This is a genomic window from Marinobacter shengliensis (genome assembly GCF_030297115.1).
Taxonomy (GTDB): Bacteria; Pseudomonadota; Gammaproteobacteria; order Pseudomonadales; family Oleiphilaceae; genus Marinobacter; species Marinobacter shengliensis.
Genome location: NZ_AP028062.1, coordinates 1,796,551 through 1,818,945, shown reverse-complemented (window position 1 = coordinate 1,818,945; position 22,395 = coordinate 1,796,551). Strand labels below are relative to the sequence as shown.

The window sequence follows — 22,395 nt, the reverse complement described above, 5'->3', positions numbered from 1 at the left end:
CATGGCAGAGAACACCCGCCCAGACATGAACGAGGTGGCCACCACCGCCGATGGCCGAGACATTACCCGGGGCTACCTGGACCCGCTGAGCATTCAGCCCGCCAGTGATGAGGTGCTGCGCATTCGCGGTGGCGGGGATTACCGAATTTACAAGGAAGTGTTGCGCGATGACCAGGTGTCTGCGTGCTTCAACCAGCGCCGCCTGGCGGTGATCGGCAAAGAATGGAAGGTGGACCCCGGCGGCAAAACCCGCAGAGACAAGGCCGCTGCCGATTTCCTGCAGGAACAGATTCGCACCGTGGGCTTTGACCGGGTGACAGACCTGATGCTTTACGGCGTGTACTACGGCTTTGCCGTGGCGGAACCCCTGTGGGACAGGGACAGCCGCTATGTCGTAATGCCAGAGATCAAGGTACGGGATCGCCGCCGGTTTGGCTTCGATGGTGCGGGCCGCTTACGCATGAAAACCATGCAAAAGCCTGACGGGGAACTGCTACCGGAGCGAAAGTTCTGGAGCTTCCGCACCGGCGCGGACCATGACGACGAGCCCTATGGTGTTGGCCTTGGCCATTGGCTCTACTGGCCGGCGTTCTTCAAGCGCCAGGGCCTGAAGTACTGGCTGTTGTTCCTGGAGAAGTTTGGTCAGCCGACGGCCAAGGGCACCTACGGGCAAGACGCCAGCCCAGAGCAAAAGCAGAAGCTGCTTCAAGCGTTGTCTGCCATCAGCACCGATACCGGCATTGCCGTACCCGAAGGCATGGTGGTTGAACTACTGGAGGCCGCCCGCTCCGGTACCGCTGACTATGCGGCGGTGTACGACCGCATGGACGCTGCCATTGCCAAGGTGGTACTGGGGCAAACCGCGAGTACCCAGGGCACGCCCGGCCGCCTGGGTAACGACGAGTTGCAGGCCGACGTGCGGCTGGATCTCGTCAAGGCTGACGCCGACCTGGTGTGTGAGAGCTTCAACCGCAGCATCGGCACCTGGCTGACCGAGTGGAACTTCCCGGGCGCGGCCGTACCCACGGTGTACCGGGATGTGGAGCCCAGTGAAGACCAGAACAAGCGGGCCGAGCGGGACAAATCCATCTATGACATGGGATTCCGCCCGACCCTGAAACACGTGACAGACACCTACGGCGGCGAGTGGACGGAAATGCCTAGCCGGGAAATGCCGAGGCCAGCGCCGTCCGGCTTCACAGAGTTCAGCGCCATCGCCAATGAGGAGAAAGCCCCCGCAGATGTTCTGGCGGATCGCCTGGCTAACGAGGCGGAGCCTATGACCGATCGGTGGCTGGATGAGATTGAGGTGATGCTGGAACAGGCCGAAAGCCTCGAAGAATTCCGCGCCATGCTACTGGCCGCCTTCGATGTTCTGCCCCAGGAGGAACTGGGTACGCTATTGGGGGATGCAAACCTCGCCGCCCTTGCCGCCGGCCGCTACGACGTGGAGCAAGGCCATGAGTGAGCGCCCGTCGGCCGTCACCGGTGCGTTTCGTCAGCCGTTCAAGCAGCAGGTTGCCTTCTTTCGGAACAAACTGGGCAATCTGGTGCCCACCGCCCGCTGGGACGATCTGCGCCGGGGGGAGCATGACCTTGGTTTCATGGTGGCCGGTGCCACCAAAGCGGACTTGCTGGCTGATATGGCTGTCGCAGTGGACCGCTCCATCAGCGAAGGCGAAACGCTGGGTGCCTTCAGAAAGGATTTCAGAGCTATCGTTGAGCGTCGTGGCTGGACTGGCTGGACCGGCGAAGGCAGCAAGAAAGGCGAAGCCTGGCGAACCCGCGTCGTCTATCAAACCAACATGGCAACCTCATACGCCGCAGGCCGCAACGCTCAATTGCAGGAAGGCGGCTTTGAGTTTTGGGTATACAAGCACGGCGGCAGCGCCGAGCCACGCACCCAGCACCTGGCGTGGGACGGCCTGACGCTGCCGGCCACCCACCCATTCTGGCGCACTCACTTTGCGCCCAATGGTTGGGGGTGCAGTTGCTATGTGGTAGGTGCGAGAAGCGAGGCGGCAGCCCGCCGGTTAGGTGGTAACCCTGGCCAGCCATTGCCTGAAGGCTGGAACGAAATCGACCCGAAAACGGGGGCGCCACCTGGGATCAGCAAGAACTGGGACTACGCTCCGGGAGACCGTGTGAGCGACGTTGTCCGTGCCATGGCCGAGAAAAACCGGAATTGGGATTACGAGCTGGCCAAGGCGTACATGCAGGGCGTTCCCGCCAGCATGCGGGATCGTCTGGCCCAGAGTTACCGATCGCTGCCGTCTGTGGCTGATGATACCCGGCGGTATGCTCAGAGAATACTCGAGGACCTGAGCCCTGCCGACGTGCCACCTTATCAAACCATGGGGCTACTCACCGCAGCAGACGCGGAAACGGTGCGATCATTGAGTGGTGCGAATGTGGCCGGTTTCGACTTCGCACTGGATGCCACAGCAGTACGAGGCATACAAAGCGAATTCGGCAATGATGGCGCCGGCCGGCGCCGTGGTCGGCGGAGAGTTACCCAGGCTGACTATGGCCAGCTGCCCGGCATACTCAATGATCCGGACACCGTTGAAGATGCTGGTAATGAGGCTGGCATTCCGTTGCTCCGGTACCGAAAAGAAATTGCCGGGGAGTTGTTTACCGCGCTGTTTGGGGTGCGCAATAACCAGCAAAGCTTGGTTTTGACCGCCTTGTTTGTGCAGCCTTGAGGAGTGGGTAGCGAATGATCAAAGCGCAGCTTGACAGCCGTGAGGTCTTGGAGGCATTCCGGGAACTTGAGAAAAAGGGAGGCAACCTCAAGCCCGTGTTCGAGGACGTTGGCGAGTACCTGGGAGTATCTACTCGCCGTAGGTTCAAGGACAAGGAGGCGCCGGACGGTACGCCCTGGGCGAGAAACAGCCGGTTGACCCAGGTGATGAAGGGTAGCGACGACCCGCTAGTTGGCGAAAGCAAGAGCCTTGGTCGTCAGTTCAGCTACAATGCGACCGCTGGCGCTCTGGAGTTCGGCTCTACAATGAAATATGCAGCTGTCCAGCACTTCGGCGCCAAGCAGGGGGAGTTCGGAGTGTCTGATCGTGGCACGCCTTTGCCTTGGGGCGACATTCCGGCGCGTCCAATTCTGGGAATCTCTCGCCAGGATGAAGATGTTATTCTCGATATTGTCCGGGATTATCTGTCCGCCGCCTCTGGGCGCCTCTAAGGTGGTTTGTTTGGGGTTTGCTACGGACACTCGAACAAACCACGTTTAACCTGTTTAAACGCCGCTCAGAGGGTTTTGGGTGCCGGTTCAGTTGCAGTGGTGGCAAAACTCGCTGACCAAAACTCTGGAGGCCGACCAAACCACTTGATACCCTGTATCTGCTGGTGCAACGCCAGCGGATTTGTTTTGTCTCCCTTCAAAATACACCCCCTCAGCACCATGCCACTCTGAGCCTACGTTATTCACTCAACGGGGCACGAGGTAGGCATGAGCCTGTTAGAAATTTTCAAGTCTGGTCAGCACACCGATAGCCAGGGCCGCGAGTGGGCCTTTTCCCGTGAAGACATGGAGGCCTCGGTGGCGGCCTATGACCCGGCCGTATTCTCCGCGCCCTTGGTGGTTGGCCACCCACAAATGGAAGACCCGGCCTACGGCTGGGTTGAGTCCATCACCTTGGACGGTGATGTGGTTAAGGCCAAGCCCGACCGGGTAGAGCCCCAGTTTGCCGCTCTGGTGAATGAGGGCCGCTTTCCGAAGATGTCCGCGTCCTGGTTTCCTCCAACGCACCCATCCAACCCCAAGCCAGGCGTTTGGTATCTGCGCCACGTCGGCTTTCTGGGCGCAGCTGCTCCCGCCATCCCCGGCCTGAAGCCCGCCAGTTTTTCCGGTGCTGAAGACGGCCTTGTGACCGTGGAGTTCGCCGCTTCAGATCTTGACTCCCGCTCAACGCTGGCCGACCTGGCGCGCCGTATGCGCGACTGGATGCTGGCCCAGTTTGGGCAGGAGGCCGCTGACCGTGTGGTGCCTGCCTACCTGGCCCAGGAGGCTGAAGCCGCCCAGCGTGAGGCGATGGAAGAAGAGTACAACGCTGATGAACCGGGGTTCTCCGCCCCAAACAACCCACCTGAGGAGGTGACAACCGTGAAACCTGAAAACAAACCCAAGGCGGGTGAAGAGGCGGCGGATTTCGCAGCCCGGGAGTCTGCCCTGGAAGCCCGCGAGCAGGCCCTGGCTAAGAAGGAAGCCCAGGCGCGCAAGGATGATATCGCCAGCTTTGCGGAACAGCTGGTGAAAGAAGGAAAAGTTTTGCCCGCTGAGAAAGAGGCTCTGGTGGCCTTTATGGCCGCCCAGGATGAAGACGTGGAAGTTTGCTTCGCCTCCAATGATGGCGAGGTGAAGAAACCGGCCAACACCTGGTTCCGGGATTTCCTGACTGGCCTACCTCAGCGAGTGGATTTCTCAGAGCGTGGGGCTGACACCGAAGAGGCAGTCTCTACCGCAAGCTTTGCCGCGCCTGCCGGCTACTCGGTAGACCCGGAGCGCCTGGCCCTGCACCAGAAAGCGCAGGCCTATCAGGCTGAGCACAAATGCGACTACAACACAGCCCTTTCGGCTGTAGGAGGCTGAAGCCATGCAAAAGTACGCAGTGATGACCCACACCATTGAGGCAGCGGCTGCCATTACCCGGCACCGATTTGTGGATCTCAGTGGTGCTCATGCCACCGCCGCTGGAAATGCCTTCGGGGTATCCACGACGGATGCCCCAATTGGTGAGCAACTGGCGGTGGATTGCCTGGGCTCCTCGATCGTTGAGGCGTCTGGCGCTATTTCCAAAGGCGGTGAGATTGAGGTGGGTGCTAACGGCGTGGCCGTGGCAGCCTCAGCTGGCACCGTTGTTGCCCGAGCACTTCAGGACGCCGCTGACGGCGATCTGATCGAAGTATTCATCATCCCGAACTGAGGATTTCGTTATGCCCATGAACAACAAAGCGGTTCGGGTGATTGACCCGATCTTGACCACACATGCCCAAGGCTACCGTCAACAGGAAATGGTTGGCAGCGCGCTGTTCCCCCGGGTACCGGTTGCGGTGTCTGGTGGCCAGGTACTGGAGTTCGGCAAAGAGGCATTCCGCCTTTACAACGCGCGCCGCGCTCCCGGCGCGAACACCAAACGCATTGAGTTTGGTTACCTGGGTAAACCGTTCGCTCTGGTGCAGGACGCTCTGGAAGGCAAATTGCCGATCGAGCACATCCGTGATGCCAGTCAGGTACCGAACATTCAGCTTGGTCAGCGTTCCGTGAACACGGTCATGCGCTCGCTGATGCTTACCCTGGAAGTGGAGCAGGCGGAGATTGCCCGGAACGCGTTTAACTATGACAACGATCACAAGGTGGATTTATCTGCCGCCAAGTGGTCGTCCGAAGCCGGTGATCCTGCCAAGGATGTGCGAGCGGGCCGTGAGGCCATCCGCGAGACCATTGGTGTGTACCCCAACACCCTGCTGATCTCCGCTAAGGCGTTCGCTGGCGCTGCAGAAAACCCGAAGGTGCTGGAGCGCTTCAAGTACACCTCCAGCGATTCGGTGACAGCCGAAATGCTGGCTCGCCTGATGGATGTTGATCGTGTGGTTGTGGGTAAGGCGGTGGGTGCCGACGCCCAGGGCAAGTTCAGCGACGTTTGGGGGGCGGATGCCGTGCTCGCCTACGTAGCGCCTGAAGCCTCCAGTATTGAGGAGCCTTCCTATGGCTACACCTACACCCTGGACGGCCATCCGCTGGTCGAACAGAGCTACTACGACAACTCCTCCAAGAGCTGGATCTACCCGGTGACCATGGAGCGCCGCCCGGTGCTCACCGGTATCACCGCTGGGTTCCTGTTCGAGAACGCAGGCTAAGGGGGTAAATATGCCGCGCTATAACATCAATTCGCCCGTTAAGCATGACGGGCGGATTATCAAATCCGGGGTGCTCTCGTTGGAGTCTGAAGAGGCCGAGCCGCTGTTGCGCTCCGGTGCTCTGTCGCCAGCAGAGGATGCCCAGGAACCCATTTCGCCACCGGCTACCTCCAACGATGGCGAAGGCTCCGATGGAAACGGAGCTGCAGCTGGCGAACCGGTGCAACCGGCCGCTGCCACCGACAAGCCGTCGGCGACCAAGCCGGCCACTAAGCCGACCTCGAAAGCAACAAAGGCTAAGGGCTGACCATGCCTTACATCAGTCACGCTGAACTCGCAGACCGACCAGGTGCCAGGGAGCTGGCCGAACAGGCTACTCCCCAGCACCTGCAGGTTGTGAATTTCGAGCTGATGGAAGCGACTTTGCTGGGCGATGATCGCTCTGCCTGGTCAGCGGAGGAGATTGCGGTTGCAGACGAAGCCCTATCCCGGATTGACCAGGCGGTGGCGGACGCCGAATCCCTGATCAATGGCTTCCTGGCAAAGCGTGGCTATGTGCCTCTGGAAACCGTACCGGGGATCGTCGCGAACTGGACGCGCGTGATTGCCCGGTACTACCTGCACAAGGACCGTGTCGGCACCGATGACAAGGACCCGGTACTGAGGGACTACCGGGATGCCCTCAAGCTGCTGCAACTCACAGCGGATGGCAAGTTCAGCCTGGGGTTTGACGACCCTGTTAAGGCCAGCGGTGCCGACGCCCCCTCTTTCACCAAGGGCAAGAGTGTTTTCCGTGACAACTTGGAGGACTACTGATGCTCAACCTGGAGCCCTGGGCGGAACGATTGGAGGGCAAAGCACCCTGTGCCGCGGAAATTGCGGCCGACGTACAGGAGGCTTTAAAGTCCCGCGCTTTCCCCTCTGTGTTGCTTGTGCCCATGCGCGAGAAGGTCACGCACACGGAGCTGAGTGCGGGCACCCGTCACCGGGTGCGGGCTGAGGTGATGCTGATTACAGCGGTGTCTCGCAGTCACCGGCGTTTCGCCGGGTCTAGTCGGGACCAGCTCAATGACCTCAGGCAACCACTTCTCCAGGAATTGATCAACTGGATGCCCCCGGGCTCGGATATCGAGGTTCGCTGGCAAAGTGGTGAGCTTTTGAATCTGAATGCCCAGGCGTTGTTCTGGGTTGATGTACTGACAACCGAGTACTGGTGGACGCTATGACCAAAAAACCCAAGCTGCCGCAAACCGGCGGCCAATACGAGCGCGACAAAAAGGGTGCGCCTGTGCCGAAGGCTAAGCCAGCCAAGGCCAGCACCCCTCAGCCAACCCCGGAAAAGGAGTAAATCATGGATGGATTCATCATGCGCCGGCGCCTTGTGCTGGCCGCTATTGAGGCAACCTACGGCGACGACGCCGCGCCAACCCCGGCAGCGAACGCGATCCTGACCCGCACGGTGCAGGTAAGGCCCCTGGCCGGTGAGGATATCGACCGCCCACTGCTGAGGCCCTACTACGGCAACAGTCAGTCCATCGCGGGCGAGAAGCACGTTGAGCTGACGATGGAAGTGGAGCTGGCCGGCTCTGGTACCGCTGGTGAGGCGCCGGCGTGGGGTGTGCTGCTGCGTGCCTGTGGTTTTGCCGAGACCGTGAACGCCGGTACCGATGTCACCTACAACCCGATCACCGGCGGTGAAGAGTCCATCTCCTGCTTTATCCATCGGGATGGCGTGCTGCACAAGTTCACCGGCGGCCGGGGCTCTGTGAGCTTCACCGTGGATGTGAACGCCATTCCTTACATGACTTTCAACTTCCTGGGCCTGCTCGGCGAGGTGAGCAACGAATCCATGCCGACCACGGCTGACTACAGCGCTTGGCAGACACCGTTGCCTGTCACCAACCAAAACACCACGCCGCTCACGCTGCACGGTGTTCAACTTAGCTTCTCGTCTCTGAGCTTGGACTTCGCGGTTGAGGCAGTGAAAGACATGGTTGTGGGCCAGGATAGCTCTATCAAGATTGTGGACCGGTCGCCCTCCGGTACCGCTGTTGTTCAAGAGCCTGCGCTCTCTTTGGTGAATCTCTACACCAAGGCACGGGATGCCAGCGTAGGCGAGTTTGCCCTCACCCACGGAACGGTGGCCGGCAACATCATCGAGCTGACTGGCCCGAAAGTGGGCACCAGCAGCCCAACCGAGCAGGACCGCAACGGCGTTCAGATGCTGTCGGTACCACTCACCATTAACCCCGATACCGGCAACGACGAGCTGGTAATCACTGTTAAGTAAGGAACCCTCCCTTATGTTCAAGCTGAATACGCAACGCACATACAAGTACCCGGTGGCCGTCACCATTTTTGACGGTGAAAAGGAGGAGACAGGCAAGTTCACAGCGGTGTTCAAAGTCCTGCCCCACAGTGCCGTCAAAGATCCTGACCTGGTGGATAAAAATCTGCTGGACCTGGTGCTGGTGGATGTCGAGGGGGTTGAAGTCCCTGGTGCCGACGGCAAGCCGCTCCAGGGCAAAGATCTGCTGCAGGCTCTTCGGGATGATCCATCTGTGCATAGCGCGCTGATGACCGCTTACCAGGAAAGCATCACAAAAAAGAACCGGCCGCGAATCTGAGGGGCGCTGGCCGCTTCTGGGTAGAAGGCCGAAGGGCTGACCCAGGCGGGCTTGAGTCAGACCTGGCAGCCTTCGGCATAAGCGCGCCGGACGCTGCCAGTTTTGTTTTTGAGGAGGAATCGGAGGGCTACCCGGTGCTGCCGGAGAACTGGGAAGCGCTCCAGGTGTTCCTCAAGTGTGCAACTCAGTGGCGGCATGCCGGTATGGAAGGTGTGCGCACAGGGTTGGATTACCCCTCAGTGGATGCGGTGATGCGGATAACCGGCGTGAAAGACCCATCAGACACATTCTGGCGCCTGCAGTTGATTGAAAACGAGGCCCTGGAAGCCATGGCAGACAAGCGGGATTCCTAATGAGCGAACTTGAGCTGAAACTGAAGCTGACGGCCGATGGCAAAGGGCTTACTGGCGTTGTCCGGTCGAGTGCAGAGCAGGTTGAGCAGTTCAATAAGTCGGCCCTTCGTACAGGTGAGGCGGGTCGGTTTGGAGCTCGGGGGCTCGATGAGTTGGAACGGTCAGGTCAGAGCACTATCTCTGTTATGCGTCAACTTACCCCGCTTGTTACTTCTCTCGCTGGGGCTCTGAGCATCCGCCAGGTAGCCTCATATGCGGACGTTTGGTCAGATCTTACTTCTAGAGTTCGACTGAACATTGGTGCCCACGAGGAAGCGAGCGATGTTATGAATCGCCTATCCAACATTGCACGGGGCACTTATTCGAGCCTTGAGGCATCGGCTCAGGGGTTCGCTCTTAACAGTGTGACGTTGCGGGCGATGGGGCGCAGCACGGAGGAGCAACTCGATTATACCGAAGCCCTTAATAACGCACTGGTCGTTTCGGGGGGCAACGCCCAGCAATTCGAGTTTGTACAAAACAGTCTTAACAGGGCTCTGGCAGAGGGCTCACTGCGCGGCCAAGAGCTTCAGAACGTACTCAATTACGGTTCCCGTGTTGCGGAGTTGCTTGCTGATGAGCTGGGAACGAATGTGACGCGGCTTAGAGCGCTCGCCGCCGATGGCAAGATAACAGGCGATGTTATCTTCAACACCCTGGTACGCAATATGGAACTGTTGTCGGCGGAGGCAGACTCGATGCCGGCAACGATTGAGGATGCGTTTGTCATACTCAGAAACTCGATTTTGCAGACCATTGGTGTGATGGACCAGCAGCGGAGCGTCAGCGAATCTGTTGCAGAGGCCATAATAAGCGTTGCTGACAATATAGATATCCTCGTTGACGTCGCTGGTGCTGCGGCCCTTGTTCTTGCCTCTAGGTTCGTTAGTGGCGTTGCCACTGCCACAGCAGCAATGGTCGCGGGTCGAGTTGAGTCGGTGCGTTATCAGCTTGCTTTGGCAAGCATGGCAGGAGTTTCCCGGACTTCTGCTACTGCACAGCTGGGTTTGGCAACCGCTGTTCGTGGTGCAACAACATCCATGGCGCTACTCGGGGGGCCAGTTGGAGTCGCTATGATTGCCGGCGGCGCTCTTTACTATTTCCGAGATTCAATCTTCAGCGCTCGCGGAGAGGCGAGCGAGGCCGTTCGTGATATTGATGATTTAGCGGCCAGCTTTCGAGATCTGACTGCCGCTCAAATCGAGCATGAGCGCCAGAATATTGCTGCAAAGATTCGTGAGAACAACGTGGCGATCGCTGAGGCTCGCGCGGAGCTGCAGAAGCTGCAAGACCAGTACTCTAATCAGGCTGCTGGCAACAGAATGCTTCCTGGTGGTGTTCGTCCTCTTCTGGATACAACTTCTCGTCAGTCCGATATTGCTGAACTGATCCGACAGAATGAAGCGCTTGAGGCGGCCATGGAATCGCTGAGCAATCGCGAAACCCAGCTTGCTGAGCGTTCGTCGAATGCCCGAAAACGGCAGGCTGAGTCAATCGAAAAGTCCGTGCAGTCGATTATTGATGACTTGGAGCGCCAGCGCGACACATTCGGCATGACCTCCGTGGAGTTGGCCAGGTACAACGTGCTTTCAGCCGGCGGTACCGCCGCGCAGGCTGAGCTGGCTGCGTCTATTGCTCAGACCACTGCCAATCTGGAAGCCGAGGATAAGGCGGCAAAATCTCTGCGGGATGGCCTGGCTGCATTAATTGACGAGCTTGATCCAGCAAGAGCAGCTTTCGATGCTTTTGTAGAGAGCCAGGCGTTTTTGGACAAAGGGCTTGAGGCTGGATTGCTCTCACCAGAGCGGTACCGGGATCTTACCGATCGGCTGGTGCAGAGCCTGGCCGACACTGGCGACGAAGGCGGCAAAGAAGCCGCCGACAACTTTGAGCGTGAAATGCGGGCGGCCTCTGAGCGTGTGGCCTCGTCTCTGCAGAATGCAATCACATCGGGTGACTGGGGTGGTGTGGGCGCCAGCATTGGCGGCGCGCTGGCCGGTGCGATCGGCGGCATGGTGACTGAGTCTCTGATGCAGCAGATGAGCGGTTCTGCCGGCGCGGCCATCTTCGGCCCGATCGGTGGGGCGATTGCCGGCGGGATTGTTGGTTTGGCTGCCAATCAGCTTGGCGGGTTCTTCAGTCTGGGTGATTGGGATCCAACAGCAGAACGCCAGGCGTCTCAGGGCGCGGGCTCCGTGCTCGGTGATATCAACGCAAAGTCTGAATCCATCGCCCGGGCCACCAGGTCTGTGAGCAAGACCAATGAAGAGCTGGTGGGCCTTAACCGAGGCATGCTGCAGGCGCTTCAAACCCTTCAGACGGGCATCAGTGGCGCGTCCACACGAGTGGCCCAGGGCCGCGCCCGTACAGATGTTGGTGCGCCTTCTATCAATGCGAACTTCTTTGAGAACTTTGGCGTGGTGGGGGGCGCCGCTGAAACCTACCTCAACACCCTGGGCGAGGTGTTCACTTTGGGGCTGTTTGACAGCCTGGGTTCCAGCATCGGCAAGCTGCTGGGCGGCAAGTCCCGGAAGGTGGATGAAGGTATCAATGTGGTGGGCGGCGCCCTGGCTGACTTGATGGATGAAACCATCGTTGAGGCGTACAGCACGTTCCGCGTTAAGAAGAACTTCCTGAGCAGCACCAAAACCAAAGAGCAGACACAGCGCCTGGGCGGCGATGTGGCCAACCAGTTTAGCCTGGTGTTTGAATCGATCTTTGACAGTGTGTTTGCTGCCGGCAGCGCCCTGGGCATGAGCGATTCTGAGTTGCAGCGCCGGCTTGGCGGGTTCCGTGTGGGTGACCTGCGCATCAGCCTGGAAGGGCTGAACGCTGAGCAGCAGCAAAAGGAAATTGAGGCTGTCTTCGGCAAGGTGTTCGATGACCTGGCGTTGTATGCGCTTCCCTTCCTGGAAGACTTTCAGCGCGCCGGCGAGGGCCTGGGCGAAACCCTGGCACGTGTCGCCAGCCAGACTCAAGTGGCTGAGGAGGCCGCCAAGCGGCTCGGTTTTGGTTGGGCCAATCTCGCCGATCGGCAGCTGGTTGCTGCATCTGAGCGCCTGGTTGAGGCTGCCGGTGGGCTGGAGCAGTTCATTGGCAGTATGGAATCGTTTATTGGCAACTTTGCCAGCGAGGCCGAGCAGTTTGCCATTGCCCAGTCCGACATAACCAGGGCGCTTGCTGAGCAGAATCTGATGCTGCCGGCCACCCGCGATGGCTACTTTGAATTGCTGCAGGCGCAGAATGGCGCCACCCAGGCCGGCGCTGAAAACATCGCCACGTTGCTGCGCCTGCAGGGCGTGGCGGACAAGTACTACACAATGCTGGAAGACTCTGCATCGGAGCTGCTGAGAAAGCAGAGGGATGAGTACAGCGCAGCGCTGCAGGAGGCAGAGCGCGCGGCCATGTCTGTGCGCAGTGCTATCGATGGCCTCAACCGGTCTTCTGGTGCGTTCCTTGACACATCCCGTGCGGCAGCTCAGGAGTACTTGCGCGGGCTGGTTAACCGTGGCGCCGTCCCGGGCGGCCGTCAGCTGGATGCCGCACTCTCATCTGTAACCGACATTCGGGCCGACCAGTTCGCCAGCTTTAACGATTACATTGCCGAGGTGTCGTCTACCGGCCGCCTGTTGGCGGATCTGGACGAGATTACCCGTGCCCAGGTAACGGTTGAGCAGCAGATGCTGGACCGGCTCGACCGCCAGGCCGAGCTGCTGGAGCGGGGTAACGCAGAGCAGCTGGCAGCGTTGGCTCAGATTCAGGGCTCTGTTGATCGCAACACCCAGGCTATTCAGACAGCCCCCAGGGGTGGCGCTGTGTCGTCCCGGATTGGTGGCGGTACCGGCACGGTCAGTGCAACCCAGGACGTGGCACGAGAGGTCCGCCAGATGAAGTCAGAGATGGTTGAGTTCCAGAAGTCGATCGACCGCCACTCACAGCGCACCGCGCGGATTCTTGAGCGCATTGAGCGGGATGGCCTGGAGGTGCGCCAGTGAAGATTATTCGGCCAATCGACCTGACCCAGGCGGATGTGTTCTCCAGTAATGCCCCGGCTGACGGTTATGCGCAGTGGCAGACTGTGGGGCGCAATTTCCTCACATCCATTGCCGACCTGGTCATTGCCTGCAATCAGACCACGTTGTTCGCGGTTAATGAGAGCCCGTCATTCAGCAAGACGCTGTACGCCTTTGATCTGGATACCGGGGGTGAGGTTGCTCTGGCGTTCACCCTGGGCAATTTCGACATCAAGTCTATGGCGGCGAGTCCGGATGGGCAGTACCTGGCGTTGGCAGGTTACAGAGACGGCTCGTACTCATCGTTAAACGCTGAGCTGCGCGTCTACAACCTGTCCACGGGCGCCATGCTGTTCTCTCGCCAGGCGCGGGTTTTTGATGGCATCTCCTGGAGCCCTGATTCTGGGATGCTGGCATTCGTCGGTAACAGCACAGTGGCCCCAAAAAACAACACCACGGTGATGGTTGTTGCGCCTGGAGCTTGGGGCACTGTCGGTGAGATTAGCAACGTGGATTCCATGTACCTGGAGTCATTCCCCGATGGATCCTCCAGCGCCAGCTGGGGTTACGGCTTTGGGGGATTTGTGGCTGGCCCGGATGGCGTCTATTACTCGCTGTATAGCCAGCAGAGCTACATCCTTAACGACATCCGGTACCACATTAAAAAGTCTTTGTTGGGTCGCCTCACGCCGGCCGGGTCAAACAACTATGTGACGCGTGATTCTCAGGGCCCGACGACGAATCCGGTAGTTGGGGCATACCCAACCCCGTCACTGCTCACGTACAACGGCGAGAAGTCGCACATTCTGGGCTACCTGGAAGGCGACTTTTACGCCTTCAGCGAGACAACGCTGGCTGAAGATACTGATGTGCCGTCCATGCCGGGCATCACTCAGCAGTCGATATCGCGATCACTGGATGGGCAGGAGTTCGTGGTTACCAACAACTCCGTGCAGCCGTACCTGCGCAAGTTCAGCAGCACCAGCTACACGCAGACCGGCTCTCTGGATGCCGAGGTTGGCGGCTTCACTGACAACATCCGATATAGCGCTGATTACATCGTTTTCGGCGCGCCCGAGGGTGGCTACGGCCTGATTGACGTGCTTACCGGCGACCGCATTACCCAGGTGAATCCATCGGTCACTGAGGGTGACATCTTCACATACGGTCAGCACAACTACCGGGCTCTGCTTGACAATAACGACAGGCCAGATCTGGGCGTGAAGTCTTCGCCGCCAACGTGGGCCGATCTGGGCTTTATAAACCCACTGCGCATGGTGGATGGCAAAGTGGGCAGCCTCACGCAGTCGCCCGGCCCCCTGGTGATTGAGATCACCTCGCCTGATCTGATCGATGGTGTCGCCATGTTTGGCCTTGAGGCCAGCACGGTGCAGGCCGAGCTGCTGGACGGTGAGACCGTGCTGTTCGATACGGGCGAAGAATCGTTGCTGGACAGCTCAATGATCAATGGCTGGTACAGCCATTTCTTTACGCGCCGGGGCGTCAGGAAAGATTTCGTGCTGACCAGCTTGCCCCCGTACCGGGGCGCAACGCTCAGGATCACGATCACCTCTACAGATGAGGTGGTGCGGCTTGGCCAGATTGTCGCGGGCCAGGTTATTAACCTGGGTGACCTTCTGTTCGGTAGTGAATTTGGGATCGATGATTGGTCTGGCAAAAAACGGAACGTCTTTGGGGAGTTCGAGATCATCGAGCGCGGTTTCTCTAAGCGCGGAGATTACTCGGTCAGCATGCGCACGAACCAGCTTTCTTGGATCCAGCAGCTGTTGTCCGGATTCAGGTCCAAAGCAATCGTTTACATCGGCTCTGAAAGCCAGCGGCTGAGCATTATTTATGGTTTCTTCGTGGTTCTCCGGTTGGTGACCGAGGGCCCTGTTTACTCACAGTGCAGAATTGAAGTGGAGGGTTTGACCGATGACAGTCCCACAAATTGAACCATGGCCACCGGCCCCAGGGCCGTCGGATCCTGGTGATGTGTTTGACGCAAAGGCGTTTGAATACACGGCCGCGATGGAGCCGCGCCGGCAGCAGATGAATGCTGTGGCAGATTTCGTTAACACCAAGGCTGACGAGGTTTTCTCTAACGCCCAGTTCGCAGATACCGCATCAGGCCAAGCTGGCCAATCTGCGACAGAAGCTGCGCAGAGCGCTGCTGAGGCTTCCGATTCGGCTCAGGAGGCTGAGTTAGATCGGATTGCAGTGGCAGACATGCGGGATGAGTCTGTATCTCTTGCCAACTCCGCTGCCTCTAGTGCAACGACTGCCGCAAATAAGGCTGGTGAGGCTCAGGCTTTCAGAGACCAGGCGGCCCAGATCTCAGGGCTGGATCAAGTCGAACAGGCTGTGGATGCCGCTCTGCCGACCGCCCCTGCCTTAATCGACGGCCTGCGCCGATCGGTAGAGGCGGCCAGCGGCGGCCGCATGACAGTCTTCTACACGTCTGGCGGCCGGCCGAGCTACTTCGTGCGTCAGCCGGCTTTTCTGTGCGAGGACATCGCGCCTGGTGGCGAGCTGGGCTCCGGGCTGCATGAGGCCTTTAAGTTCGGCGCTGAGACTGACCCTGAAATCTGGGTAGGCGCATACCCCGGTGTAGTGATGGGCGGCGAAGCGGTCAGCCAGCCGGGACTCGCACCTGGCTATAGCATCAACTATGACCAGGCCCGTGCGGCATGCCAGGCTGCTGGCGCAGGGTTTGACCTGATGACGATCTGGGACTGGGCGGCGGTTTCGCTATGGTGCATGGCCCGCGGCTTTGAGCCTCGTGGCAACACAAATCACGGTCGGCACCACGATAACCGATGGGAAACTGCAGCTCGCCAAGATGGCGGTATACCTGGTGACACCGGCGGCATAGGCAACATTCTTGGGGGCTCTGGACCTGCAGAGTGGCGTCACGATGGCACGATGTCCGGTATATCTGATTTGGTGGGCAACGTTTGGGAATGGCTGAGCGGCATGAAGATGGTTGATGCCCGAGTTTTCCTCAGCCCAGACAACGCGATCCCGAGTGAGTCCGGGTACAGCGATACGCTCTTTGATCTGCCGAGCAATCGCACATGGTCAACCGTGGATAACACGGGAGCTGATGACGCCCTGAAGCGGGCTCTGATCGTGCCTAAGGGGGTGGATGACCCGCAGGGTTATCTCTACACGAATCTGACCGGGGAACGGCTCCCGTTTCGTGGCGGCGCTCGCGGCTCTGGCGCGTTTGCCGGCCTGGGCGCGCTGTACCTCGGCCTCGCCCGCACGTACTCGAGCAACAGTTTCGGGTTTCGCCCCCGCTTTCGCAATCCGTAATCCGCAACCCTGATATCTGCTTGCCCTGCGGTAGCAGGGCGTTAGGAATTAAGGCTCATGAACCAGGAAGATCTGCAAATCAGGCTGAAAGTGGAAGAGATGATCCACTACGGGTACGCCGCGCTGCGGCAGTTCCCGAAGTCCGAGAAGCATGTGCTGTCGGCTGAGATTCGCCAGTGCATGTACCGCATTCTGCGGCTGGTCATTGTGTGCAATCGCCGTTACTACAAAAAGACCACCATGCAGGATTTGGACTCCGAGCTGGATCTGCTGCGCTCGCTGGTTAGGCTGAGCAAGGAACTGGGTTTTCTGCCGTTCAAGCAATATGAGGTCTGGTCGAGATATAACGATCAGATCGGCCGCTACCTCGGCAAGTGGATGCAGTGGATGAAACAGGAGGCGGTCCGGCGACAGGCCGTCTCAAAAGGTCAGGGAAGGTAAATGAAAGGGCTTGGCGTTAAGTGGCTCCCGTTTCGTGGCGGCAATCGCAACAATGGCGCGAATGCCGGCCTGGGCGCGCTGAACCTCAACAACGCCCGCACGAACTCGAACAACAATATCGGGTTTCGCCCCCGCTCTCAGCTCGTGAGTGGCCAGAAGTTGCCCGGCTACGGCCGTGCTCCCAGCGCCCAGCTGAAAGGACGTCAATTCCACGGCAGGAGCCGAAAGATACTTAGAGTGCTGCGCGTAGTATCCAGCACGGAGAGGCCTGCAGTACTCGCCTCACAAGGAAAAGGAATGGCCAAGACATTCAACGGAATATTTGAAGAAATCATCACGTTTGAAGCTCTGCACGCTGCCTATATGAAGGCCAGGAAGGGCAAGCGCAAAAGCTGGCCTTGCCGCCACTTTGAGCGTGATCTGGAAGGCAATCTCATCCAGCTGCAGAATGAGCTTATCTGGGGTCAGTATCGTTGCGGCCCATACCGCAGTTTCTATGTCACGGAGCCAAAGCGCCGGAAGATCACGGCGCTGCAGCTGTTCCGGGATCGCGTGGTGCAGAATGCCGTTGTCACGGCAATAGAGCCCATCTGGGAGGCTCGCTTCATAGGTCACAGCTACGCCTGCCGGGTTGGTCGTGGAACCCATGCCGGCGCCGACAAGGCTCAGCAAATGCTGCGCGAGTGCCTTAGGAAGCATGGTCGGGTGCACGTCCTGAAGGCCGATATCAGCAAGTACTTTGCGAGCATTGATCATGAGGTCTTGCTGGGGCTGCTGCGCAAGCGTATAGCCGATCAGAGGCTGATGGATGTCATCGAGAACATCGTGTGCAGCTACAGTGAGCCGGGGCGGCCGGGCAAGGGCCTTCCGATCGGCAATCTGACGAGTCAGCTCTTCGCGAACATCTATATGGACGCCTTTGATCAGTGGATGAAGTGCCGAAAGCGCGAACGCTGGTACATAAGGTATATGGACGATTTCGTTGTGGTGCATCCGGACAAGCGCCACCTGCAGGCCCTCCGCATTGACGCTGAGCGCTGGCTGCAGGATGAGCTGGCTCTTAGCACCAACAACAAAACCTCAGTTTTCCCCGTTTCCCATGCCGGCGGCAGAGGCCTGGACTTCCTGGGCTTTCATTTATGGCCTGACAGTCGCCGACTGCGCCGCGCCAGCATTCGCCGGTTTCGGCGCCAGCTGAAGCAGTGGCAGGCTGACTACTCTCGTGGCTATATCGAATTGGCGGACATCCGCCAGAACCTTCACAGCTGGGTGAATCATGCCCGGCACGGCAGCGCTGTCCAGGCGCTTGCCGCCATGCTCAGCAAGGCAACCTTTAGGAGATCCGCTGATGGATACCGAGAACCCGGAACTGATGCCGGAAGAAGAAACAGCAGTAGAAACCCACGAAGAGTGGTCCCTAAGAAAGCGGCGTGAACGGATGCAGGTGACCCGCTACCAGGCAAAGGCTGCACTGCTTGATGCTGGGCTGCTGGATCAGTGTGAAGCGATCGTGGCAGCCAGCGACGACTCGCAGCTGAAGATCGCCTGGCAGGAGGCTGGTTTTATTCGTCGATCGGCCTTCGTGGACTACGTTGGCGCTCAGCTTAATATGACGCCTGAGCAGTTGGATCAGCTGTTCATTGCGGCATCCAAAATCAAATAGGGGGTATCCCGTGAAGGTGACCGTGCACTTCTGTAAGAGCCAGGATCTGGGCGGGCGCATTCTGCGCCTGTTTCTGATGAGCAAGTGGAACCACGTTGCTATTCAGGTGGGCGATGCAGTATATGAGGCAGTCTCCTGGGGTGGAGTGATCCGCAGACCCTATAGTCATTTCGTTAAGTCCTGGCAGCGAGTGGCAAGCGTTGAGGTCGAGGTGGCCGAGGCGCTTCCTTTATACAGGTTTCTGGATATGCAGCTGGGCAAGCCCTACGACTGGAAGGCTATCCTGGCTTTTCCTTTTCGTGGCAGCTGGCAGAGTCGAGGAGCATGGTTCTGTAGCGAGCTGGTATATCAGGCCCTAATGGTGGGTGGTGGGATACTGCCTAACAGGCTACCCGCTAACCGCGTTACGCCTCGTGATTTGTGGGTGGCTTTGCCTTAGTAGTTTTGGCAATTCCTTTTACCATTGTGGAAAGGTTTCGGGGTGCCAAATATCGCGCAAGTTTGGGCCAAATATCGCGCGGCTCTACAACACTTTGTAATCCTTCACCTCGGCACGGATGAAATATCGATCGGTGATGTAAGCCCGGATGCCAAAGCCAGCATGGCCGACACTGTTATCCCGCTCTTCTGGCTCAGCCAGGGTGGCCTTGGGATCAACCCAGAGATGGCCGACCCCGAGCGTGAAAAAAGGGGATATCCGCCAGTGCGGAAAAGGCTGATGCACCAGGTTCGCATTGACCATGCGGATCTCGGAGGCGCTGCCCAGAATCTGCGAGGCCCAGAGCTCGGCGGAAAGGTTCCTTGTCATCCAGAAACCGCCATAGCCTGCCGTGACAGCGGCACCATCAAATTCACCCATCATCAGCCCGGCTTCGACTCGCCGGTTACTGAATGAATCGAAATCCGGTACCTGAAGGTCCACAGGGTTTCCTGTGGCATCCACGGTCCGGGCGATATCAGCAACGGCGACCCAGCCTTCCCGGCCACGGGCGTCCGTTACTTTGATCCAGTTGGTCTTGCGTTGAAGAATGGTCAGCCATTCCCCTTTCTCGCTGTTGTGGAAAACCGGGTAGCCAGTGGCCGGGCCGGTCCGCCAGGCAACGTAGGGCTCGGTCACCTGCACCCGGGCAACGCCATCGTCGCCCTGACCCCACAGCCAGCCAGCCCAGCTCTGGGTCGGCAAAAACAATACTAAAATGAGAATGGCAATGGGCATGGCGCGAGTATCAGTCCTTGGATCAGTCTTCCGGGGCATCAAAGGGGTTGTTGAAATACTGGCCGCCAATATCCAGCCATTCTGCGATTAGTCGAAGCTCGGCGGGCGTGAGGAAATCCCTGTGTGAACCGCCCTCTGCAAATACGTCGAAGAAATTACTGGCACGGGCGCCGTTGACAGACATTGAGGCCTGAACCGGAACCGTCACCATGATCGGCTGCACATTTCCTTCGGCATCCAGGATCGGGTTGCCTTCTTCGTCCTCCAGCACTTCCCCGGAGTCCACCAGTACATCCACCAGCGCACCGTTCACCAGTTCCTGCTCGTTGTCCGGGAACAGCAGTTCCCGGTAGGCGTTGAAGTGAAGCGGTTGGGCCGGTGACGGGCCGTCGCCGAGGTCCAGCTGCCCAGCTGGCACCTGCTGGGCGCCTGCGGCATCCGTGTTGGTGTGACAACCGGTACAGGTGTAGTCATCCACCACAGCCATTGTATCCGGATCCAATACCTCCCGATTGACACTCCAGAGCGGATGAATGTGCTGTTCATAATTGACAACGATCCGGCAATTCGACGCCCAGTCGGTCGCGCAAACGCCCGAAATAGGTGGCGGAGTCTGCAGATCGGCATAGGCATAGGCAAAGCTCTCAGGCTTGGGGTCCACGGCATCACCGGACCACTCATCGGCATAGATCACATCCGGCGTCGGCCGGCGAATATCATTGATGCGGGCAAACAACTCGGCCATGGTTTCACCCATATCGGCAAACAGACCCGAGTCGGTATTCGGAAACGGAAGGCCGGTGGTCGCTGCCCCACCCCAGACGGATCCGGGGCCGGCACCCGGTCTGCCGTGGGGAGTCGGACTGTTCGGATTATGGCAGCCTGCGCACTCGAGGGTCTCGCCAGGACGCACCGTCAGCCAGTTCTGATGCCTGGCACCAATCCGTTGGCCCTGTTCATTCAGTACGCTGATGGCGAATGCGACATTGGCCGGCACGGCCACCTTCACGGAACCGTCCGGTTCTATCGGCACATAACCCAGGATTTCCCGCATTAGCTGGGCGCGGCTGCGGCCAAAAGCACTGTTGTCGAAATCCCGGACGTTTCTATCTGGGATAGCCACGGGTTTTTCCAGGCGCAGGAATCTGGCCGGGCGAAACTCCGGTGGCGTCTGCAGCGGATCGGCCATTGCAGCAATACCAGCCGGTGTGGTGTCCATCCCGTCTATATCGTAGACACTGCGAATGTGCAGAACCCCATAACCGGCATCCCCCAGAGCCCTCGCTTTACCCGTAAACTGAGATTCCGGAATAAAGCCTTCCAGAGGACGCTCTTTCATCAGGACCGCTTCATCAAACTGAATACCTTCCACCGGCGGGACCACCGGTCGCTGTGTTTCGCTATTAATATCAAGAAGCCACAGACCGTAAACCGGCTCTGCGGGTTGATAATCTTCCGATTGCAGGCGGTCTTCCGTGCAATTGACGATTCGATCAGTTGCTCCATCCCGCAACCGGCAGGGTGTCCAACTGACCAGGTAACGGTTGGTCCCATCCAGTAACGGTGAGACGGATGCGTAACTACCTTTCAACGACAGCTGTCCATCCAGGCCCACGCCGGAAACCAATGATTGTTGGCCCTCCCCTTCGGTGCCATCGATACGCAGGTTGGCCTCAACAAATTGGGCAACATCAACTTCCGCCGGAACGGACGCGTAGTCCTCGCTCTCAAACGGCCTCAGCTGCACCAACAACTTACCGTTGTCGGACTTGCGGGGCTGCAGATACTGAACATTGTTCGCTTCTGGCACAGAACCGTGAGAATGACGACCGTAAAGATAGCTCAGCCCGGTGCCGTCGGGGTTCACGCGGTAGAGATTTACACCATTGTTTCGGGTCTGGCCCGCATTGTCCCAACGGCTGAAAATAATGGTGCCATCATCCGCCACCATGGGGTCGAGGTCGTGACTCTGGTTGAACGTGATCTGTTGAATATTCTGGCCATCATCATCCATCACATGCAGAACAAACGCCGGGCTATTACCCGCTTCGTCCAGACCTGAGTACTGGGGCTTGCCTTCGTCAAGCAGCACCGCCTTGGAAATCCGCTGACGGGTTGATGAGAAAACGATTCTGCCATCAGGAAGATAGGCTGGCGCAACGTCCTGCCCGGCCCGGGCAGTAACATCTGAATCAATGACACGGCGCAGGCCGTCGGTACCAACGTCATATTCCCAGATATTCCAGGTTGGCTGATCCTCGTCATCGGCGCCTTCGATTTCCGGGGCGCGCATGGCGAACAACAATCGGGAGCCATCATGGGATACGTGGAGATCTTTCACGTCGTACCGCAACCGGCCCCTGTCATCGAGGAATTGTGTCCCGGTGAACGCCCTGGAAGCGATATCCCGCGTTTCGGCATCGGCGGAAGCCCTCGCCTTCAACAATAACCTTGCACCGGGACGAAAAGCGGCGGGGTCCGCCAAGTTGTCCTCCACCAAGGTGCCGGTGTTCTCGTCAAACAGCAGGGCCCGTTCGACATAAGCTACCGGGGTTTCGACAACGACCGGATCTGACTGCTGGCTGTCGCTGCCGGAGAGACAGCCAGAAAGCAACATTGCAACGCCCAGCGAAACCGCAACGCGAGCAGCGCAAAAAAAGGGAGGGGGAGCCAGGAAACTTAATGTCCAACGTTACAAACCCTGTTTCGGATGACATTCCATGACATAAATTAAGTCGGTTCCGCGGGCAGGCTCCAAGGCTTTTAAGTAACCTAATGTAATAACGTGGCCTACGACTCAAAACGGAGGATATAGCAAGCCGTAAACTTTTAACAATTGTCAAAAAGCATTAAT

The 22,395-nt window shown here is 58.7% G+C and carries 23 protein-coding genes; 20 read left to right on the top strand and 3 right to left on the bottom strand.

The annotated features are described in order from the left end of the window. The first annotated feature begins 1 nt into the window (after window position 1). The 17 genes from QUE75_RS08255 (at window position 2) to avd (ending at window position 16,662) form a co-directional block, all read left to right on the top strand. A complete protein-coding gene (locus tag QUE75_RS08255; protein ID WP_286255045.1) occupies window positions 2-1,468 on the top strand; it encodes a DUF935 domain-containing protein in 1,467 nt (488 codons plus the stop codon). After that, window positions 1,461-2,705 (top strand): phage minor head protein, encoded by a 1,245-nt coding sequence (locus tag QUE75_RS08250; RefSeq protein ID WP_286255043.1) that lies wholly within the window; start codon window positions 1,461-1,463, stop codon window positions 2,703-2,705. Before QUE75_RS08255 ends, QUE75_RS08250 begins: the two co-directional genes overlap by 8 nt. Window positions 2,706-2,719: 14 nt before the next feature. Then, window positions 2,720-3,196 (top strand): phage virion morphogenesis protein, encoded by a 477-nt coding sequence (locus tag QUE75_RS08245; RefSeq protein WP_286255041.1) that lies wholly within the window; start codon window positions 2,720-2,722, stop codon window positions 3,194-3,196. A gap of 267 nt (window positions 3,197-3,463) precedes the next feature. Further along, window positions 3,464-4,603: a prolipoprotein diacylglyceryl transferase gene (locus tag QUE75_RS08240; protein ID WP_286255039.1), complete on the top strand. Its 1,140-nt coding sequence runs from the start codon at window positions 3,464-3,466 to the stop codon at window positions 4,601-4,603. A gap of 4 nt (window positions 4,604-4,607) precedes the next feature. Then, the gene (locus QUE75_RS08235) at window positions 4,608-4,937 is read left to right on the top strand and encodes a DUF2190 family protein (protein WP_286255037.1); all 330 of its coding nucleotides are present in this window, start codon (window positions 4,608-4,610) and stop codon (window positions 4,935-4,937) included. Between the two features lie 10 nt (window positions 4,938-4,947). Next, window positions 4,948-5,871: a major capsid protein gene (locus QUE75_RS08230; RefSeq protein ID WP_286255035.1), complete on the top strand. Its 924-nt coding sequence runs from the start codon at window positions 4,948-4,950 to the stop codon at window positions 5,869-5,871. Window positions 5,872-5,881: 10 nt separating this feature from the next. Further along, entirely contained in the window at window positions 5,882-6,178 is a 297-nt protein-coding gene (locus QUE75_RS08225; RefSeq protein WP_286255033.1) for a hypothetical protein, read from the top strand. Between the two features lie 2 nt (window positions 6,179-6,180). After that, window positions 6,181-6,687: a gp436 family protein gene (locus QUE75_RS08220; RefSeq protein WP_286255031.1), complete on the top strand. Its 507-nt coding sequence runs from the start codon at window positions 6,181-6,183 to the stop codon at window positions 6,685-6,687. Then, window positions 6,687-7,097 carry a phage tail terminator protein gene (locus QUE75_RS08215; protein WP_286255029.1) on the top strand — a complete coding sequence of 137 codons (411 nt, stop codon included), beginning with the start codon at window positions 6,687-6,689 and terminating at the stop codon, window positions 7,095-7,097. Before QUE75_RS08220 ends, QUE75_RS08215 begins: the two co-directional genes overlap by 1 nt. Then, on the top strand, window positions 7,094-7,219 hold the full coding sequence (locus QUE75_RS08210; protein WP_286255027.1) for a hypothetical protein: 126 nt from the start codon (window positions 7,094-7,096) through the stop codon (window positions 7,217-7,219). Before QUE75_RS08215 ends, QUE75_RS08210 begins: the two co-directional genes overlap by 4 nt. Before the next feature lie 3 nt (window positions 7,220-7,222). After that, entirely contained in the window at window positions 7,223-8,161 is a 939-nt protein-coding gene (locus tag QUE75_RS08205) for a phage tail tube protein (protein WP_286255025.1), read from the top strand. 13 nt (window positions 8,162-8,174) lie between these two features. Next, window positions 8,175-8,498, top strand: a complete 324-nt coding sequence (locus QUE75_RS08200) for a hypothetical protein (protein ID WP_286255024.1) — start codon at window positions 8,175-8,177, stop codon at window positions 8,496-8,498. Between the two features lie 134 nt (window positions 8,499-8,632). Beyond that, complete coding sequence (locus tag QUE75_RS08195; protein ID WP_286255023.1) at window positions 8,633-8,851, top strand: DUF1799 domain-containing protein; 219 nt, start codon at window positions 8,633-8,635, stop codon at window positions 8,849-8,851. After that, window positions 8,851-12,885, top strand: a complete 4,035-nt coding sequence (locus QUE75_RS08190) for a tape measure protein (RefSeq protein ID WP_318036584.1) — start codon at window positions 8,851-8,853, stop codon at window positions 12,883-12,885. The genes QUE75_RS08195 and QUE75_RS08190 overlap by 1 nt, the downstream gene beginning before the upstream one ends. Beyond that, a complete protein-coding gene (locus QUE75_RS08185) occupies window positions 12,882-14,858 on the top strand; it encodes a WD40 repeat domain-containing protein (protein ID WP_286255022.1) in 1,977 nt (658 codons plus the stop codon). The genes QUE75_RS08190 and QUE75_RS08185 overlap by 4 nt, the downstream gene beginning before the upstream one ends. Before the next feature lie 40 nt (window positions 14,859-14,898). Next, window positions 14,899-16,221 carry a hypothetical protein gene (locus QUE75_RS08180; protein WP_286255019.1) on the top strand — a complete coding sequence of 441 codons (1,323 nt, stop codon included), beginning with the start codon at window positions 14,899-14,901 and terminating at the stop codon, window positions 16,219-16,221. 57 nt (window positions 16,222-16,278) lie between these two features. Beyond that, the gene (avd, locus tag QUE75_RS08175; protein ID WP_286255018.1) at window positions 16,279-16,662 is read left to right on the top strand and encodes a diversity-generating retroelement protein Avd; all 384 of its coding nucleotides are present in this window, start codon (window positions 16,279-16,281) and stop codon (window positions 16,660-16,662) included. Here the strand turns inward: avd and QUE75_RS08170 are convergent. Then, window positions 16,642-16,875, bottom strand: a complete 234-nt coding sequence (locus tag QUE75_RS08170; protein WP_286255016.1) for a hypothetical protein — start codon at window positions 16,873-16,875, stop codon at window positions 16,642-16,644. The two genes, avd and QUE75_RS08170, sit on opposite strands and share 21 nt — an antisense overlap. 84 nt (window positions 16,876-16,959) lie before the next feature. Between QUE75_RS08170 and QUE75_RS08165 the strand changes: the two genes are divergently transcribed. From QUE75_RS08165 to QUE75_RS08155, 3 genes are read left to right on the top strand one after another with little or no spacing between them, the layout of a single operon-like run. Further along, a complete protein-coding gene (locus QUE75_RS08165; protein WP_286255014.1) occupies window positions 16,960-18,096 on the top strand; it encodes a reverse transcriptase/maturase family protein in 1,137 nt (378 codons plus the stop codon). Beyond that, a complete protein-coding gene (locus QUE75_RS08160; RefSeq protein ID WP_286255012.1) occupies window positions 18,011-18,325 on the top strand; it encodes a hypothetical protein in 315 nt (104 codons plus the stop codon). The genes QUE75_RS08165 and QUE75_RS08160 overlap by 86 nt, the downstream gene beginning before the upstream one ends. Window positions 18,326-18,335: 10 nt before the next feature. Next, window positions 18,336-18,764, top strand: a complete 429-nt coding sequence (locus QUE75_RS08155; protein ID WP_286255010.1) for a C40 family peptidase — start codon at window positions 18,336-18,338, stop codon at window positions 18,762-18,764. Window positions 18,765-18,848: 84 nt separating this feature from the next. Here the strand turns inward: QUE75_RS08155 and QUE75_RS08150 are convergent, their stop codons facing one another. Together QUE75_RS08150 and QUE75_RS08145 are read right to left on the bottom strand one after the other, a co-directional pair. Then, window positions 18,849-19,541 (bottom strand): SH3 domain-containing protein, encoded by a 693-nt coding sequence (locus tag QUE75_RS08150; RefSeq protein ID WP_286255009.1) that lies wholly within the window; start codon window positions 19,539-19,541, stop codon window positions 18,849-18,851. Between the two features lie 22 nt (window positions 19,542-19,563). Beyond that, complete coding sequence (locus QUE75_RS08145; protein WP_286255007.1) at window positions 19,564-22,158, bottom strand: HzsA-related protein; 2,595 nt, start codon at window positions 22,156-22,158, stop codon at window positions 19,564-19,566. Window positions 22,159-22,395 lie beyond the last annotated feature (237 nt).